The sequence below is a fragment of the Paraburkholderia sp. J12 genome (genome assembly GCF_905220215.1).
Taxonomy (GTDB): domain Bacteria; phylum Pseudomonadota; class Gammaproteobacteria; order Burkholderiales; family Burkholderiaceae; genus Paraburkholderia.
Map to the genome: position 1 here is coordinate 171,345 of NZ_CAJMZC010000003.1, position 16,156 is coordinate 187,500.

Below are 16,156 nucleotides of genomic sequence, written 5' to 3' on the forward strand. Positions count from 1 at the left end.
CGCCGAAGTCGTCGTCGTGAACAGGACTCAAGGAGACAACGCCATGGCGCACCCCTACGAAGCCGGCCTCGAACAACGCGACGCCAACTACGTGCCGCTCACTCCGATCGACTTCATCGTGCGCGCGGCCGAAGTGTACGGCGAGCGCCTCGCGGTCGTTCATGGCGACGTGCGCCGCACCTGGCGCGAGACCTACGCGCGCACGCGCCGGCTCGCCAGCGCGCTCGCCCACGCCGGAATTGGCCGCGGCGACACGGTAGCGGCGCTGTTGCCCAACATCCCCGCGATGGTCGAAGCGCACTTCGGCGTGCCGATGGCGGGGGCCGTGCTCAACACGCTGAACACGCGGCTCGACGCCGCGACCATGCTGTTCATGCTGCGCCATGGCGAGGCAAAAGCGCTCATCGTCGATACCGAATACGCGGCGCTCGCCCAGCGCGCGGCGCTGGAGATCCCCGGCCTGAAAATCATCAGCGTGGCCGACATCGCGCCGGCCGACCCCGGGTACTTCCCAAACGCCATCGACTACGAAACCTTCCTCGAAGGCGGCGATCCCGCGTTCGAATGGATCCCGCCCGCCAGCGAATGGGACGCCATCGCGCTCAACTACACCTCGGGCACGACGGGCGACCCCAAGGGCGTCGTCTATCACCATCGCGGCGCGTGCGTGACCGCGGTCAGCAACATCCTCGAATGGGACATGCCGAAGCACGCGGTGTATCTCTGGACGCTGCCGCTCTTTCACTGCAACGGCTGGTGCTTCGCGTGGACCGTCGCGGCGCGCGCGGGCGTGAACGTGTGCCTGCGCAAGTTCGACGCGAAGCTCGTGTTCGACCTGATCCGCCGCGAAGGCATCACCCACTACTGCGGCGCGCCCATCGTGCAGGCCGCGCTCGCCGATGCGCCCGCCGAATACCGCGAGGGCATCGCGCATACGGTGCGCACGATGGTGGCGGGCGCACCGCCCGCGCCGGCCGTGATCGCGAAGATGCAGGCCATCGGCGTCGAGCTCACGCACGTCTATGGACTCACCGAGGTCTACGGCCCCGCCGCGGTGTGCGCCGTGCAGGAGCACTGGAAATCGCTCGACGCCGACGAGCAGGCGCGCCTCGCCGCACGCCAGGGCGTGCGCTATCACCTGCAAAGCGGCCTTTCCGTACGCGACGCCGAGACCATGGAGCCGGTGCCCAACGACGGCCAGACGCTCGGCGAAATCATGTTCCGCGGCAACATCTGCATGAAGGGCTACCTGAAGAACGAACGCGCGACCGAAGACGCGTTCCGCGGCGGCTGGTTCCATACCGGCGACCTCGGCGTGATGACGCCCGATGGCTACGTGCGCATCACCGACCGCAGCAAGGACGTCATCATTTCGGGCGGCGAGAACATTTCGAGCATCGAGGTGGAAGATACGCTGTACCGGCACCCGGCCGTCGCGCTCGCGGCCGTGGTGGCCATGCCCGATGCGAAATGGGGCGAAGTGCCGTGCGCGTTCGTCGAACTGCGCCCGGGTGCGAATGCGACCGCCGAAGAAATCATCGCGCACTGCCGCCAGTTTCTCGCGCACTACAAGGTGCCGCGCGTCGTGCAATTCGGCGAACTGCCGCGCACGGCCACGGGCAAGATCCAGAAATACGAGTTGCGTGCGAAGGTGGGCTCGCAAAGCGCGATCGATTTGAGCGGGGCCACGGCCGCAAAGCGTCCGTCGTGAAACTCGGCCCCCCTGCACGGCCCGCGAATGTAACGTGAGTTGACAACTCGACCCCATTAAGCGCGAGCGGAAACTGTCAAGTTCACTGCTTTATCCTTTCCGCATCAAGGGCCGATTGTCAGGTTGGCCCTTTCTTCAGCCGTTTCGCACTGAAATTTACGCTTACAAGTGCTCACGTATGGGTCGCCTCCCGGCCTATAAGCTCGATTCGTGGGTGACGGCAAGGCATCTCACGCCGCGCTGCCACAACGCAACCTAGAGGAGGAACGAAATGAACATGAAGAGCTGGAAGACCCCCGCTCGCGCCATGGCCGCGGCCCTGATCGCCGGTGGCGCGCTGATGGGCGCGACGAGCGCCTTCGCGCAGTCCGCACCGTTCGCATTGCGTGCCGATTCGCAGCCGCAGTACGGCGCTCCGCAGATGATCCCGGTGGACGTTCACGTCACCATCGGCTGGCATGGCGACCGCTACTGGGACGGCCATCGCTACTGGGCCCACGACGACTGGATGCACCATCATCCGCACGATCCGGGCCCCCCGGGCTGGCACGACGATCACCGTCCGCCCCCGCCGCACTATTGATCGGTTCGGCAATCCGCCGTCACGCATGACGGCGGCTCGCGACGAGGCCGGTTTTCCGCAAGGGAAACCGGCCTCGCGCGTTTACCGGCATTTCCGGCGCGCGGTGCACCAGCGCCATTCCAGAGTCGCTTCGGGATATCAGATAATTTGATTCGCTGTCCGTACGATTCGCCCGCCGCACCGGATGCAATCGCGAATACCCGATCCAGCAGGCATCGCGCCCCGCCGGAAAGGCCATCGCAAGTAATTGCAAGTAATGTGTGAGCCATTGCCTCCGGGCAGGCGGGCAGGTAACTTATCCCTGCGTTTCGTTCCCCGGAGCGCACGGTGTATTCTCATTCGCCCCGGCCGGCAACGCCCGGGGCTTTTTTCGCTTCCGGGCACGAACTTTTATTTTCACATTGCCGTTTGATTTTGGCGGGCGTAAGGTTGAATCGCCTCTTGAGAACAGGCGAGCCTTATGAACCCCCGGTCATTGGAGAAGTCCTGACCGGGGATTTTTTTGTCTGTTGGCACAACCGGGAAACTGCCGGAAAGCGTCGCTGCGGCGTATCGAACGCAGGCGCAACGAGCAGAAAGAAAGGAAATGACGGATCACCGAATGAGGAGTTCGGCTTCGCCCCAGCCAGAGCTAGACCCGTCACGTGACGCATTATCGGGCCTCGAGGCCGGTGCGTCATTACCAGAACCCGCAAGTATCCATTACAAAAACTGGCAAAATTTGGGGCCGGACGTGCTGCTGGCCCTTGGCCGGATCGCTGGCCGGTTCTCTAGCCACATCGGTTAACATGGCGGTTTAGTCTGTGCCGCCCCGCCTGTCTTGCCCACCTTCACGCTTGCCACCCCCGTCAGCGCGGAACTCGAAATCCGCAAGAGCCGATTCATCGCGCATGCCATTCCGGTTGCCGGCCGCGAGGCCGCCATGGCCGAACTGCGCCTGCTGCGCGAGGCGCATCCCACGGCGACGCATGTGTGCTGGGCGCTGCTCGCGGGCGGCCAGTCCGGCATGTCCGACGACGGCGAACCTTCCGGCACTGCCGGGCGGCCTATACTCGAAGTGCTTCGCCATCACGATCTGGACGGCGTGCTGGCCGCTGTCGTGCGCTATTACGGCGGAGTGAAGCTGGGCGCGGGCGGCCTCGTGCGCGCCTATACCGACGCCATCGCCAGCGCCCTGCAGGGCGCCACACGGATCGAGCGCATTGCCCTCGCGCGCCTGACCGTCGAGGTGGGTTATCCCGACGAAACGCGCGTGCGCCACTGGATCGAGCAAACGCAGGCAACGCTGGTGGACAGTGCCTACACCATGACCGTGCGCCTGACGGTCGAACTCCCCGCCACCGCAGCCGATGCGGCCCGCGACACCCTTCGGGATCTCACCCAGGGCCGCGCCGGTTTCCCGAAGCACGACTGAAACGCGAGCAGAAGACGCGGCGATCGATGCGCGCGCACGGAATGCCCGCGCTGACGCAGGGCGAAAAAAAAGCCGCCGATAAAATCGGCGGCCCAACAGGGGACGTGAAGAACAACCGCGAATCGAACTATCGAATCGACCCGACGACTCCATCATGGCGATGCAAAATTAAGGCAAACTTAAATGCCGCCCGAACTTCGCAAAAACTTCCGTCCCGGCCGGAGCGCACCCAGAAAGCACGCCGTCGCGCGGCCGATATAATCGATTGATCGAAGGCACGCAGGCTGCATCGCACCCGCTGGGGTGTTTCGCCCATCGCCAGGGCCGCTGCTGGTTCCCCTGGCTCATCTGGAAAGGCCGCCCATGATATTCGACCGACTCAGGGAAGGCGCCGGCCCCGAACGGCGCCATCGCGTGTGGAGCAAGCTGCGCATCCTCGTCGCGGCCATCGGCACGCTAGGGTCCGCCGCCGGCATCGCCATCGCCGTCTTCGGACTCGTTCAGTTCGACAACAAAATGGTGATCACCGGCGTGTTGGTCATCATCGTCTCGACCACGGTGTATGTGTCGATTCTCGTGCGCGACCGCAACCGGGTCGATTAGCGCGGGTTGGCGCGTCGCGCCAACCGCCCGTTTTGCCGCAGCACGACAATTAATCAGAACAAATGGGCGGATGAAAAGCGCAGATGAAATGCGGGATGCCAGCCGCAAAATGAAATATGCACATAAAACCGCCCATGAAAACCGGCCAATCGGCCCTGCCCGCAAGCCTCGATCGGTAAAAACGAAATACGCAATGCTCATGCGCATTGTTGAGGATTTCGCAGTCGTTTCATTTTTTCCGATAGTCCACGATATCGAGCAAGTCAAGCAGACTATTTTTTTCCGCGCTATACACATTCCCTACAAAAACAATTATTAATATTCGTTGCGGAACGTGATCGCGTTTCGCAAAACACGCGCTCCCCCGAAGAGCGCGCACTTCGCCGTCCGCTACAGGCCAGGCGTCACTATCGCCGGCGCAAGGCCGTGGCAAGCGACAAGACCCGCATGCAGGAACCAGGGTTGACAGCTGTGCATGTGACCCGGCAAGCGCCAAGGCATCCGATGAGGCGCCCGCCCGGATCGACAGGAGCGGCATATCCGCCATGCCGCACTCCCGGAATCTTTCGTCGACGAGTGATCAAATGCTTACCCGAACCGAGAACTTGCCAAGCGTCACGAGAAGAATGGCCGCTGGCCAGATGCTGATCGAAGGCGCAACGGTGAATAGTGTCGCAGACTCCCTGCACCTCTCCGCCCAGACGGTGCGCCGCTACAAATCCATCGTCGAAGACGGGGGCCTCGCCGCGCTCAAGCAGATGAGCGTGGGCGGCCGGCCCTCCGTGCTCGACCAGGCCGCGCTCATCTGGATCGCCAGCGCACTGCACGGCTCCGCGCGCGATCACGGCTTCCCGAGCGATGCCTGGACCAACAGCCGCGTGCGCGAGCTGATCGGCCGCCAGTTCGGCGTGCACTACTCGCGCGTCTATACCTGGCAAATCGTTTCGAACCTCGGTCTCGGCCATCGCCTGTCGAAATCGGCACGCTGACCGGAACGCCCGGGCGGCCGTGCCCCGGGCTCCGCTCCCCGAACCGGACGCGGGTTGAACCTCCCCGATCCTCTCAACCCGGCTCCGGAAGATCGTCGCCCGCCGTGCCGCCGCCCTGAGCCCGCTCAGGAGGCGGCCGGCGGCCCCGCCTCGGCCGGCTCGACGCCGTCCCCGTTCCACTGTTGCGCCTTCACCTGGTTGCGGCCGCCTTCCTTGGCGTCGTAGAGCAGGTGGTCCGCGGCGGCGAGCAGCTTCGCCGCGCTGCCGCCCTGCGGCGGGTTGCAGCTCGTGCAGCCCACGCTCACCGTGACGCGGCCAAAGCTCGAGCCGTCGTGCGCGAGGTTGGTCGCCTCGATCCGCTTGCGGATCTTCTCCGCGATCTTCACGGCGCTCGCGAGCCCGGTGTTGGGCAGCACCACGGTGAACTCCTCGCCGCCGTAGCGCGCGGCCATGTCCGACGCGCGCCGCGTGCCCGCGGCAATGCGCTCGGCCACGAGCGTGAGCACTTCGTCGCCCGCCGCGTGACCATAGGTGTCGTTGAAACGCTTGAAGTGGTCGATGTCGAAGAACAGCACCGCAAGCGGCTCGCGCTCGCGCACCGCGCGCTGCCATTCGGACACAAGGCGCCGGTCCAGCGCGCGGCGGTTGGCGAGGCCCGTGAGCGGATCGGTCACGGCGAGCCGCATCAATTCCCCTTCCGCAACCACCTTGTCGCGCAGCGCGAAGGCCAGCACCCACGAGACGACCACCCACGCGCCGCCGAAGAGCGCCGTCATCGCGATGACAAACGACGCGCGCCGCCGCCAGGGCGCGAGCACGTCGTCCACGGCGGGCGCGATGGCCACGATCAGCGGGGTCGTCCCCACGTGTTCCCAGGTAAAGATGTGCTCCCTGCCGTCGAGGCGCGAGCGCCCGGTGTAGGTGCCCGAGGGCTGCTTCTCCATTCTCTCGAAACTGGATGAATCGGCGTAGCTCGCGCCCGGCCCACGCGGGCCCTGCGGCTTGCTCGCGATCATCGTGCCGTCCTGCATCATGATGAACACGCCGCCGTGGCGGCCCACGTCGATGCGCTCCAGCAGGTGATCGAAGTATTCGATCCGCACGCCGAGCAGCGCGACGCCGGCAAACCGCCCTTCGCGCCCGTCGATGCGCCGCGAGAGCCCCACGGTGAGGCCGCCGTCGCGCAGGCGCGAGCGATAGGGCTTCGAAATGAAGAGGCCGGTGTCGGGGCTGCGCTCTTGGGCGAGAAAGTACTCGCGGTCGGAAGCCGGAATGCCGATCGCCGAGTCGCTGCTCTGCGACGCCAGCACGTAACCGTCGGCGCCGATCACATACGCGCCGCCGAGCGACGAAGCCGCCGTCGCCCGGTTGAACAGCACCTGCTGGCGCAGCGCTTCGGGCAACTGCCAGGTGAGCGGCTGCTGGGCGCCCGTCACCACGGCCTGCAGCGCGAGGTCGTAAAGCTCGACGTTGCGCGCGATATCGCTGCTGACGATCCGCACGATGTTGCGCGAATTCTCCGCCGCATGACGCAGCTCTTCCGCGCGCCCGCTGTAGATGGCGGCAAACGTCACGCCCGCCATCACGGTGGCGACGAGCGTGCCCGCGAGACCGGCGAAAAACGGATAGTTGCCGATGAAGCGCGTCGCGTGCTTGCCGCGCGCAAAGAGCCACCGGCGCGCGCGATGACTGAGCGAGAGAACCCGTCGTGGCACTGGCGCCATCCTCCCTGGTTCATAACGGTTCGTAATGCCGCAAACGTCTGATGATTGCTGTCCATCCAGCCTATACCGCAAGCGCTCCCATTCTCGCTATTTTTGTCAATTGGGGGCCAAAGCTTGCACGGAACTGTCATCAAGCCGACACGCCCGCAAGCCAACATCGGGACGTTGCATTTGCGTTTTTTTTATACAGACAGAGGAGCATGCGGGCCATGCCGGATATTTCCCTCACTCCGCCGCCGGGCGGCGCTACCGAAACGCGCGGGCGCAGCGTGAGCACGCTCGCCTTCATTGCGGTTATCGCCATCGGCGCGGTCTATGTGGGCATGCATCTTTCCGACGACCTGTCGCCCATCCACCAGAGTTCCGTGCTGCCCTGGGTGCTGCTCGGCATCGCGCTCGTGATCGCGCTGGGCTTCGAGTTCGTCAACGGTTTCCACGATACCGCGAATGCCGTGGCCACCGTCATCTACACGCACTCGCTTTCGCCCAACCTCGCCGTGATCTGGTCGGGCGGATGGAATTTCCTCGGCGTGCTGACCTCCACCGGCGCGGTGGCGTTCGGCATCCTTCAGTTGCTGCCCGTCGAGCTCATCCTGCAGGTGGGCAGCAGCGCGGGCTTCGCCATGGTGTTCGCGCTCCTCATCGCCGCGATCATCTGGAACCTCGGCACGTGGTATTTCGGCCTGCCCTCGTCCAGCTCGCACACGCTCGTGGGCTCGATCATCGGCGTGGGGCTCATGAACCAGCTGATGCACGGCAGCTCCGGCACGAGCGGCGTGGACTGGAGCCAGGCGATCGGCGTGGGCAAGTCGCTGCTGTTTTCGCCGATCGTGGGCTTCCTGCTCTCGGGCCTCCTGCTGATCGTGCTGAAGGCGGTCGTGCGCGTGCCCGAGCTCTATGCCGAACCCAAGGGGGACGAGCCGCCGCCGTTCTGGATCCGCTCGCTGCTCATCCTCACCTGCACGGGCGTTTCGTTCGCGCACGGCTCGAACGACGGCCAGAAGGGCATGGGCCTCATCATGCTGATCCTGATCGGCACGGTGCCCACGGCCTACGCCCTCAACAAGGCGGTCACGCCCGCCGAAACGCAGACTTACCTCGCCGTGGCCCAGCAGGCCGCGCGCTCGCTCAACCAGTATGCGAACGGCGCGGCCGCGCCCGCCGAGCCGCGTGCCGAAGTCGAGCGCTACGTGAGCTCGCGCACGCTCACGCCGCAAACCGTGCCCGCGCTCGCCGCACTCTCGAACCAGGTGGGCGAGCAGGTGGGCGGCTTCGGCTCGATGTCGAACGTGCCGCAGTCGGTCGTGGATAACGTGCGCAACAACATGTATCTGACCTCTGAAGCGATCCGGCTGATGCAGAAGAGCAAGCAGCCCGCCTTCGCGCCCGCCGACGCCAAGGCGATCGAAAATTTCCGCACTCAGACCGATCACGCCACCAAGTTCATCCCGACCTGGGTGAAAGTGGCGGTGGCGATCGCACTCGGCCTCGGCACCATGGTGGGCTGGAAGCGCATCGTCGTGACGGTGGGCGAGCGCATCGGCAAGCAGCACCTCACCTACGGCCAGGGCGCCTCGGCCGAAGTGGTGGCGATGGTGACCATCGGCATGGCCGACGTGTACGGCTTGCCCGTCTCCACGACGCACGTGCTCGCCTCGGGCGTGGCGGGCACGATGGCGGCAAACGGTTCGGGCCTGCAATGGAACACGGTGCGCAGCCTCATTCTCGCGTGGGTGCTCACGCTGCCGGCTTCGATCGCGCTGTCGGGCCTGCTGTATTGGGTGTTCCGCCACGTGTTCTGAGTACACCGCACGACACCGTACAAGCCGCAATAAACAACGCCGCGCTCCTCATCGGAGCGCGGCGTTTTCGTTCGTGCCGGTTACGGCGTGTGCACTACCACCCCATCAGTAAATATCCGGCACGACCATCTCGCCCGGCACCGGCTGGCGGATGTAATCGGGATGATGCTCGCGCGCGGGCAGCATGACCTGCGGATGCTCGATCTCGTGATACGGCACCTGGCTCAGCAGGTGATGGATACAGTTCAGGCGCGCGCGCTTCTTGTCCACGCCTTGCACGACCCACCACGGCGCCTCGGGAATATTCGAGCGCTGCAGCATCACTTCCTTCGCCTGCGTGTACGCTTCCCAGCGGCGGCGGCTTTCGAGGTCCATCGGCGAGAGCTTCCACTGCTTGAGCGGATCGTCGATGCGGCTCTGGAAGCGGACTTCCTGCTCGTCGTCGGTGATGGAGAACCAGTACTTGACGATCTGGATGCCGCTGCGCACGAGCATCTTCTCGAACTCGGGCACCGAGCGGAAGAACTCCTCGTACTCGTCGTCGGTGCAGAAGTTCATCACGCGCTCCACGCCCGCGCGGTTGTACCAGCTACGGTCGAACAGCACCATTTCGCCGCCGGCCGGCAGATGCTGCACATAGCGCTGGAAATACCACTGCGTGCGCTCGCGGTTGCTCGGCGCGGGCAGCGCGGCCACGCGGCACATGCGCGGGTTCAGGCGCTGCGTGATGCGCTTGATGACCCCGCCCTTGCCCGCCGCGTCGCGGCCTTCGAAGATCACCACCATCCGGTGGCCCGTGCTCACGATCCAGTCCTGCAGCTTGACGAGCTCGCCCTGCAGGCGGATCAGCTCGCGGAAATAGACGCGGCGCAGTGCGCGTGCATCGTCGCCGATCTCGAGACCCGTACCGTGAAGGTGGTCGTCCACCTCCATTTCGAGCTCTTCGTCGTAAGCATCGATCAGCTCTTCGTCGAGCCGGCGGCGGCGATCCCGCTCGGCTTCCAGTTCGCGGTCGATTTCGTTCATGGCGACTCTCCTGTGTCGATCAAATGGCAATCCGCATCGCCTTCGCGGCAACGATATCCCAGCACTATCGGCGCGGTGGGTGTCATTCGTATTTCAAACGCGTCGATTCCGGCGCGCCCGGACGGTGTCCCGGCGCTCATCCCAACAGTTTCGCAAAGCTCAGTTCATGGCCATCCGGGTCGACCAGATGGAAATAACGCTCGCCCCAGGGCGCGTCGCGCGGCGCGAATTCGGGCCTGTGGCCCGCCGCCAGCGTCGCGCGATAGAACGCGTCCACGTCGGCGACGTAGAAAATCACGCGGCCCCAGCCCGCCACCTCGCCGTGGCCGCCTTCGAGCAGGTTCAGGTACGCGGGCGACGCCTCGCCCAGCGCGAACGACGCAAAACCCGGCACCGCCGGCCCCGGGCGCTGCCGGAAACCCAGCGAGGCGTAAAAGCGCACGGAATGCGCGACGTCCCGGACGGTCAGCGTCACGGCGCTCAGCGATTCGATGCGCGCTGCAGGGTCTTCCATGCCGCGTTCTCCTCTTGTCTCTCGTGCCGGCTAGTCGGGGCGCTTCAACGCAGCGGCTTGCACATATGCTCCTCGTCGTAAAAGCGACCGTCAACGCAAATGGCACGCGGCTCCACGCCAAAGGTCCGGAAACCGAGCGAAGCGTACAGACCCTTCGCGGCGGCGTTTTCTGCATTCACGCAGAGCATGAGCTGGGCGCTGCCCCATTGCTCGTCGGCATGCCCGGCGGCAGCGGCCAGCAGGTCCTGCGCAATGCCCTTGCGGCGATGCGACGGATCGACGAATACGCCCCAGATCGTGGCTTTGTGGCGCACCTGGGCGAACGGCTCCCGACGCACGCCGGCGATCCCCACAAGCGCCTCGCCGGCAAAAGCGCCGAAGACGGACTGGTTCGAAGTCGTCCGGATGCGTGCCGCGACTTCGTCGATCGAGCGGCTCGCCTCTTCCTCGCGCGTGGGCCAGACGGCGGTGGGGGACGTCTCGATGGCAAGGAGACGCAGGGCTTTGAAGCGGTCTGCATCGGCGGCGGCGAGCGCCCGGATCGTGGTCATGGACGAAGAGCGGGTGATGAAAACTCCCAGCATAGCAGCCGCCCGCCGGCCGCTTATTCCGGCTCGGCCGCCGGAACCGGCACTGCAATGCCGCACTGCGCGATCACGGCGTCGACCAGCTCGCGCGGATCCTCAAAGGCATCGCTGGCCGCGGCAATGCGCGTGAGGCGGTTGTCGATGAGCAGCGTGGCGAGGCCATGCACGTAGGCCCAGACCGCAGTCATCGCCACTGCCTGCGGGCCGCTGAGCGCAGCAAACGCGTCATGCGACGACGAACCCGGTGTGCCGCCCACCACATCGCCCAGCTCGCGCCCGGACAGCCGCCGCGCCTCGACCAGCGACGGCCGGTCGACATCGAGCAGCTCGTTGCGCGACATCAGGCGAAACAGATCCGGATTATTCAACGCAAAGTCGATATAGCCTCGCGCGGTGGCCCTGCTGCGCTCGACGCCCGGCGGCACGCCCCGCGCATGATCGACCATCGAGGCGGCCAGCCTGCGGTGGCCGCTCGCGGCCAGTTCGCTCAGCACGCCCGTCGTATCGCCGAAATGATGCTGGGGCGCCGTGTGCGATACCCCCGCTTCGCGCGCGATCGCGCGCAGCGTGAGGCCGCGCAGGCCATCGCGGCGCAGCACGATTTCCGCTGCCTGCAACAGCGCCTCGGGCAGCGAACCGTGGTGGTAACGCCGGGCCGGCGCCGGCTCCTTTTCGCTGCCGCCCGGCTGGCCTGCCGCCGCGCTCCCTGCCCTGATCTTCTTCTGCATGATTGACTTCGACTGCGCGATTGATTTGTCCAATGGAAAAATATCTTGACCACGTTCGGCGCCCAAGTCAAAATCTTTCCATTGGAAACATACGGTGGACCCAGTTGATCCGGAGCATCAGCATGAGGAGAGCGGCATGGCCGTATTCGGACCCGACGTGACGCTGCATCAATCCGCCTTTGTTCACGACACCACGCATCTGTACGGCAAGATGACGGTCCACGAGAACGCTTTCTTCTGGATCGACGTCGTAGCGCGCGCCTGAATACCTGGTTGTACTACCGGAATGCGCTGGCTCCAGGCACGGAACCGGACGCGGAACCGCACATGCAGCAAGACGCGCATCGCGCGCTCGACGACCAAACGCAGCAGATCAATCCCGCGTCACAAGGAGATTACGGTGTCTTTGCCTTTCCCGACCCACGAGCCGTTTCTCAACGGCTACTACGCACCGCTGCACATGGAATGCGACGCGCCCAATCTGCCCGTCACCGGCGCGATCCCGCAGGGACTGCGCGGCACGCTCTACCGCAACGGACCGAATCCGCAGTTCGCGCCGCGCGGCCCGTATCACTGGTTTTCGGGCGACGGCATGCTGCACGCGTTTCATATCGAAGACGGACGCGTGTCCTACCTCAACCGCTGGGTGCGCACGCCGAAATGGCAAATGGAACATGCCAACGGAGAAGGCATGTCGGGCGGCCTGATGAACCGTCACCTGACCGACCCGGCGCTGCTCGAGCTCAATTCCACCGTGGCCAACACCAACGTCGTCTGGCACGGCAACCGGCTGCTGGCGCTCGAAGAAGCCCATGCGCCCTTCGAGGTGGACCCGGCCACGCTCGCCGCGCGCGGCTACCATCGCTACGACGGCAAGCTGCCGGGCGCGATGACGGCGCATCCCAAATACGATCCCGTGACCGGCGAACTGGTTTTCTTCGCGTATGCCGCACGCGGCCCGTTCACGCGCGACCTCATGCTGCACATCGCCGATCGCGACGGCACGCTGCGGCGTAGCGTGCCTGTCGAAGGGCCGTTTCCGAGCATGGTTCACGACTTCGCCGTCACACGCACGCACGTCATCTTTCCGGTGTTCCCGCTCACGGGATCGATGGAGCGGGCAAGGAGCGGACGGCCGCCCTATGCGTGGGAGCCGGAAAAAGGCACGCATATCGGCATCCTGCCGCGCGACGGCAGCGCCGCCGACGTGCGCTGGTTCACCGCCGATCCATGCTACGTATTCCACGTCATGAACGCATTCGACGACGGCAGGCGCATTGTCTGCGACGTGATGAAATACGACACGGCGCCGCTCTTTCCGCGCCCCGACGGCACGCCGGTCAGCGAGGATTCGCCGGACGCCCGGCTCGTGCGCTGGACCCTGGACCTGGACAATCCGGGCCGCGTCGGGGAAGAACGGCTGGACGACCGCCCGGGCGAATTTCCGCGTCTCGACGAACGCTACGCCATGTCGCCCTACCGGCATGGCTATTTCCTGAGCGCGCCCGTCACGGACGGCGCGAAGGGCGACCCTGCGCGCGCGGGCCTCGCGCACATCGACCTGGCCCGCGGCCGCACCGCCGAGTGGCTGCCCGACATCGGCGACTACTGCAGCGAACCGATCTTCGTCGAGCGCCATGCCGGCGCGCCGGAAGGCGACGGCTGGCTGCTCACGGTCGTCTGGCGCGGCAAGGAAAACCGCAGCGACCTCGCGGTGCTCGACGCCACCGACCTCGGCGCCGGCCCGGTTGCGCTCGCGCATCTTTCTCACCGCGTGCCGGCGGGCTTTCACGGCAACTGGCGCCACGCCGCCGCCGGCTGAACGCCACGCACGAATCGACGATCCCGCAGAGGGTGCATTCATGCAGCACTCCGAATCGATATCCGGCGATGCCCGCGCCACACGCTATCGAACCGTCAACGCCGCGGGCGTATCGGAAACCTGATCCGGACGTCTGCGGTTGGCCGATGCGGATCGCCACCATTCCCGCAAGGGCCGAAGCAGCTTATCATCGCCAACGCGCGCGAACGCACAGCATTCGACGCCGCCAGGAGCGAGACATCTGCGAGGCCCAATGAAGCGAATCTGTTTGAACATGATTGTGAAGAACGAGGCGCCGGTCATCGCCCGGTGCCTCACGAGCGTCAAGCCGTGGATCGACAGCTGGGTGATCGTCGATACCGGATCGAGCGACGGCACACAGGCTATCGTCGAAGAGGCGATGAGCGGTACGCCGGGCGTGCTGCACGAACGGCCGTGGCGCGATTTTGCCCACAATCGCAACGAAGCCCTGGAACTGGCAAGGCGCCACGGGGACTATCTGCTCTTCATCGACGCGGACGAAGTCCTCGAAACGGAGCCGGGATTCGGGTGGCCGCAACTGCATCTGGGCGGCTATCAACTGCGCTGCAAGCTGGGCGACTGGAGCTACAACCGCAACGCCCTCGTCGCGACGCATCAGCCCTGGCGCTGGGAAGGCGTGCTGCACGAGTATCTGACCCAGGACGGCGAACACGCGTGGGACCTGCTGCCCGGTGCGTCGATCGTGGTGTCGAGGGACGGCGCGCGGGCGCGCGACGCCAATACCTATCTGCGCGATATCGAGGTGCTGGAGCGGGCCGTGCGCGACGAGCCGCTCAATGCGCGCTACCGTTTCTATCTCGCCCAGAGCTACCGCGATGCCGGGCGCTTCGAGGAAGGCCTGCGCAGCTATCGCGAACGCGCGGCCATGGGCGGCTGGGAGGAGGAACGCTGGTTCAGCCTGTATCAGGCCGCCGCGCTACTGGAGACCACCGGCGCACCGCGCAAGGAGGTCGTGGATGCCTACCTGTGCGCATGGGAAGCGCGTCCTCAACGCGCGGAGCCTTTGTACCAGCTTGCCCGTTATCACCGGTTGCGCAACGAGTTCGCGCTGGCCTGGCTGTTTGCGGGGCAGGCGGTTTTGATACCGCGTCCCGCCGATATCCTGTTTCTCGACGATTCGGTGTATGCGTGGCGCTCGCTCGACGAACTGGCAGTGAGCGCCTACTATGCCGGCGCCGTGGAGCAAGGACGCGCTGCGCTGCGAAAACTGCTCGATGAACGCCTGTTCCCCGCCGAGGAGCGTCAGCGCATCGAGGGAAACAGGCAGTACTTCGGACTATAGGGTGTGAAGCGCGCAGCGGGCCGCATGTCAACGCGCGGCCCGCTTGCCGGGTGGGAAGCCGCTCCTAGCTCGGCGCGATGCCGGTCACGCAGATCATGTAGGTCATGTTGGGATCGGGAGCCAGGCCGGTCAGATTGGGCAGTTCGAAAGTTGAGCCGCTCACGCCGTACGTGGTGCCGATCAATGAGAAGAGTTCCGCGTAGGTGGTCTCGGAGAGGAACTGGCCGTTGGCCGGCAGCGAGTTCGTCATGTGGGCAATGGCCGTGGAATTGGCCGCCGTCAGCCAGACGGAGCCCACCGTGCACGCGGTCGGACCTGTTGCGCCCGTTGCACCGATCGGGCCCGTAGCGCCTGTAGCGCCCGTCGGGCCGTTGGCGCCGGTGGCACCCGTCACGCCCTGAATACCCTGGATGCCCTGCGCACCCGTGGCGCCAGTGGGTCCGGTCGCGCCAGTCGCGCCGGTGACACCCGTTGCACCGATCGGCCCCGTTGCACCCGTGGCCCCTGCGGCGCCGATGGCGCCCGTCACGCCAGTCGCACCCGTTGCGCCCGTGGCACCCTGCGGCCCCGTCGCACCGGTCGCACCTACGGCCCCCGTCGCGCCGGTGACTCCCGTGACGCCCTGAATGCCTTGCACGCCCTGCGGCCCAGTCGCGCCCATGGCACCGGTCACGCCAACGGCACCGGTGGCGCCTGTTGCGCCCGTGGCACCCTGAAGGCCCTGCGGCCCGGTTAACCCGGTCGCTCCCGTGGCACCAGCGGCCCCCGTGACGCCCGTTGCTCCGGTTACGCCCTGAACGCCCTGCACGCCTTGCGGCCCGGTGGCTCCCACGGGCCCCGTGGCGCCCGTCGCACCGGTGAGTCCGTCCGCCCCGGCGGCGCCAGTGGCCCCCGTTGCCCCCGCCACACCCGCAGCGCCCGTGGTGCCGGTCGAGCCCGTAGCGCCCGTCGCTCCCGTGGCGCCGGTTGGGCCCACATTGCCGCTCACCACCCGCTGAGCCACGGTCGTCAGGCTCGTATTCGTGCTGGCGAGCTGCGTCTTCAGTTGCTCCAGCGCATCGTCATACGCATCGCCGTTCGCCGGCTGAAACGACTGATTGAGCAGATTCAGCGACCCGGCGCTGACCCCGAGGTTCGTCAGCAATTGCGTGGTGCTCGAGACCGAATCCGCAAGACGCGCCGAGGCAAGCGATGCCGACGCCGACGAGAACGTATTGAAGAACGTATCGGTATCGGTGCTCATGGCAATGCCGGCCGTCACGAGTTCCGTGAAGGGCGTGACGTCGGTATTGCCGGGCTGCTCGATATAGGAATGAAGCACCTCGCCGG

Annotated in this window: 17 protein-coding genes; 11 read left to right on the forward strand and 6 right to left on the reverse strand. The window is 65.8% G+C overall.

What is annotated here, in order from left to right; all coding sequences use genetic code 11:
* The first annotated feature begins 43 nt into the window (after window positions 1-43).
* The 7 genes from U5760_RS09495 (at window position 44) to U5760_RS09525 (ending at window position 5,300) form a co-directional block, all read left to right on the forward strand.
* Window positions 44-1,711 (forward strand): acyl-CoA synthetase, encoded by a 1,668-nt coding sequence (locus U5760_RS09495; RefSeq protein WP_322011290.1) that lies wholly within the window; start codon window positions 44-46, stop codon window positions 1,709-1,711.
* A 277-nt stretch (window positions 1,712-1,988) separates the two neighbouring features.
* Complete coding sequence (locus U5760_RS09500; RefSeq protein WP_322011291.1) at window positions 1,989-2,294, forward strand: hypothetical protein; 306 nt, start codon at window positions 1,989-1,991, stop codon at window positions 2,292-2,294.
* 820 nt (window positions 2,295-3,114) lie between these two features.
* Entirely contained in the window at window positions 3,115-3,708 is a 594-nt protein-coding gene (locus U5760_RS09505) for a YigZ family protein (RefSeq protein WP_322011292.1), read from the forward strand.
* A 41-nt stretch (window positions 3,709-3,749) separates the two neighbouring features.
* A complete protein-coding gene (locus U5760_RS09510) occupies window positions 3,750-3,977 on the forward strand; it encodes a hypothetical protein (RefSeq protein ID WP_322011293.1) in 228 nt (75 codons plus the stop codon).
* Between the two features lie 94 nt (window positions 3,978-4,071).
* Window positions 4,072-4,311 (forward strand): DUF2964 family protein, encoded by a 240-nt coding sequence (locus U5760_RS09515; RefSeq protein WP_322011294.1) that lies wholly within the window; start codon window positions 4,072-4,074, stop codon window positions 4,309-4,311.
* 70 nt (window positions 4,312-4,381) lie between these two features.
* Window positions 4,382-4,630, forward strand: coding sequence for a hypothetical protein (locus U5760_RS09520; protein ID WP_322011295.1), 249 nt, complete (start codon window positions 4,382-4,384; stop codon window positions 4,628-4,630).
* Between the two features lie 265 nt (window positions 4,631-4,895).
* Entirely contained in the window at window positions 4,896-5,300 is a 405-nt protein-coding gene (locus U5760_RS09525) for a helix-turn-helix domain-containing protein (protein WP_322011296.1), read from the forward strand.
* Window positions 5,301-5,425: 125 nt separating this feature from the next.
* Here the strand turns inward: U5760_RS09525 and U5760_RS09530 are convergent, their stop codons facing one another.
* A complete protein-coding gene (locus tag U5760_RS09530; protein ID WP_322011297.1) occupies window positions 5,426-7,015 on the reverse strand; it encodes a diguanylate cyclase in 1,590 nt (529 codons plus the stop codon).
* A gap of 218 nt (window positions 7,016-7,233) precedes the next feature.
* Between U5760_RS09530 and U5760_RS09535 the strand changes: the two genes are divergently transcribed.
* Window positions 7,234-8,826: an inorganic phosphate transporter gene (locus U5760_RS09535; protein WP_322011298.1), complete on the forward strand. Its 1,593-nt coding sequence runs from the start codon at window positions 7,234-7,236 to the stop codon at window positions 8,824-8,826.
* A gap of 105 nt (window positions 8,827-8,931) precedes the next feature.
* Here U5760_RS09535 and ppk2 read toward each other — a convergent pair whose 3' ends face one another.
* The 4 genes from ppk2 to U5760_RS09555 form a co-directional block, all read right to left on the reverse strand.
* Window positions 8,932-9,852 carry a polyphosphate kinase 2 gene (ppk2, locus tag U5760_RS09540; protein ID WP_322011299.1) on the reverse strand — a complete coding sequence of 307 codons (921 nt, stop codon included), beginning with the start codon at window positions 9,850-9,852 and terminating at the stop codon, window positions 8,932-8,934.
* 136 nt (window positions 9,853-9,988) lie between these two features.
* A complete protein-coding gene (locus tag U5760_RS09545; RefSeq protein WP_322011301.1) occupies window positions 9,989-10,366 on the reverse strand; it encodes a VOC family protein in 378 nt (125 codons plus the stop codon).
* A 44-nt stretch (window positions 10,367-10,410) separates the two neighbouring features.
* Window positions 10,411-10,917 carry a GNAT family N-acetyltransferase gene (locus U5760_RS09550; RefSeq protein WP_322011302.1) on the reverse strand — a complete coding sequence of 169 codons (507 nt, stop codon included), beginning with the start codon at window positions 10,915-10,917 and terminating at the stop codon, window positions 10,411-10,413.
* A gap of 53 nt (window positions 10,918-10,970) precedes the next feature.
* Window positions 10,971-11,681: a TetR/AcrR family transcriptional regulator gene (locus U5760_RS09555; RefSeq protein ID WP_322011303.1), complete on the reverse strand. Its 711-nt coding sequence runs from the start codon at window positions 11,679-11,681 to the stop codon at window positions 10,971-10,973.
* A gap of 136 nt (window positions 11,682-11,817) precedes the next feature.
* Here U5760_RS09555 and U5760_RS09560 point away from each other — a divergent pair, with 136 nt between their 5' ends.
* From U5760_RS09560 to U5760_RS09570, 3 genes are all read left to right on the forward strand, one after another.
* A complete protein-coding gene (locus U5760_RS09560) occupies window positions 11,818-11,946 on the forward strand; it encodes a hypothetical protein (RefSeq protein WP_322011304.1) in 129 nt (42 codons plus the stop codon).
* A 135-nt stretch (window positions 11,947-12,081) separates the two neighbouring features.
* A complete protein-coding gene (locus U5760_RS09565) occupies window positions 12,082-13,503 on the forward strand; it encodes a carotenoid oxygenase family protein (protein ID WP_322011306.1) in 1,422 nt (473 codons plus the stop codon).
* 274 nt (window positions 13,504-13,777) lie between these two features.
* Window positions 13,778-14,827, forward strand: coding sequence for a glycosyltransferase (locus U5760_RS09570; RefSeq protein ID WP_322011307.1), 1,050 nt, complete (start codon window positions 13,778-13,780; stop codon window positions 14,825-14,827).
* Window positions 14,828-14,891: 64 nt separating this feature from the next.
* On the opposite strand, the gene U5760_RS09575 is transcribed toward U5760_RS09570, so the two are convergent.
* Window positions 14,892-16,148 (reverse strand): tail fiber protein, encoded by a 1,257-nt coding sequence (locus U5760_RS09575; RefSeq protein WP_322011309.1) that lies wholly within the window; start codon window positions 16,146-16,148, stop codon window positions 14,892-14,894.
* Between the last annotated feature and the right edge of the window lie 8 nt (window positions 16,149-16,156).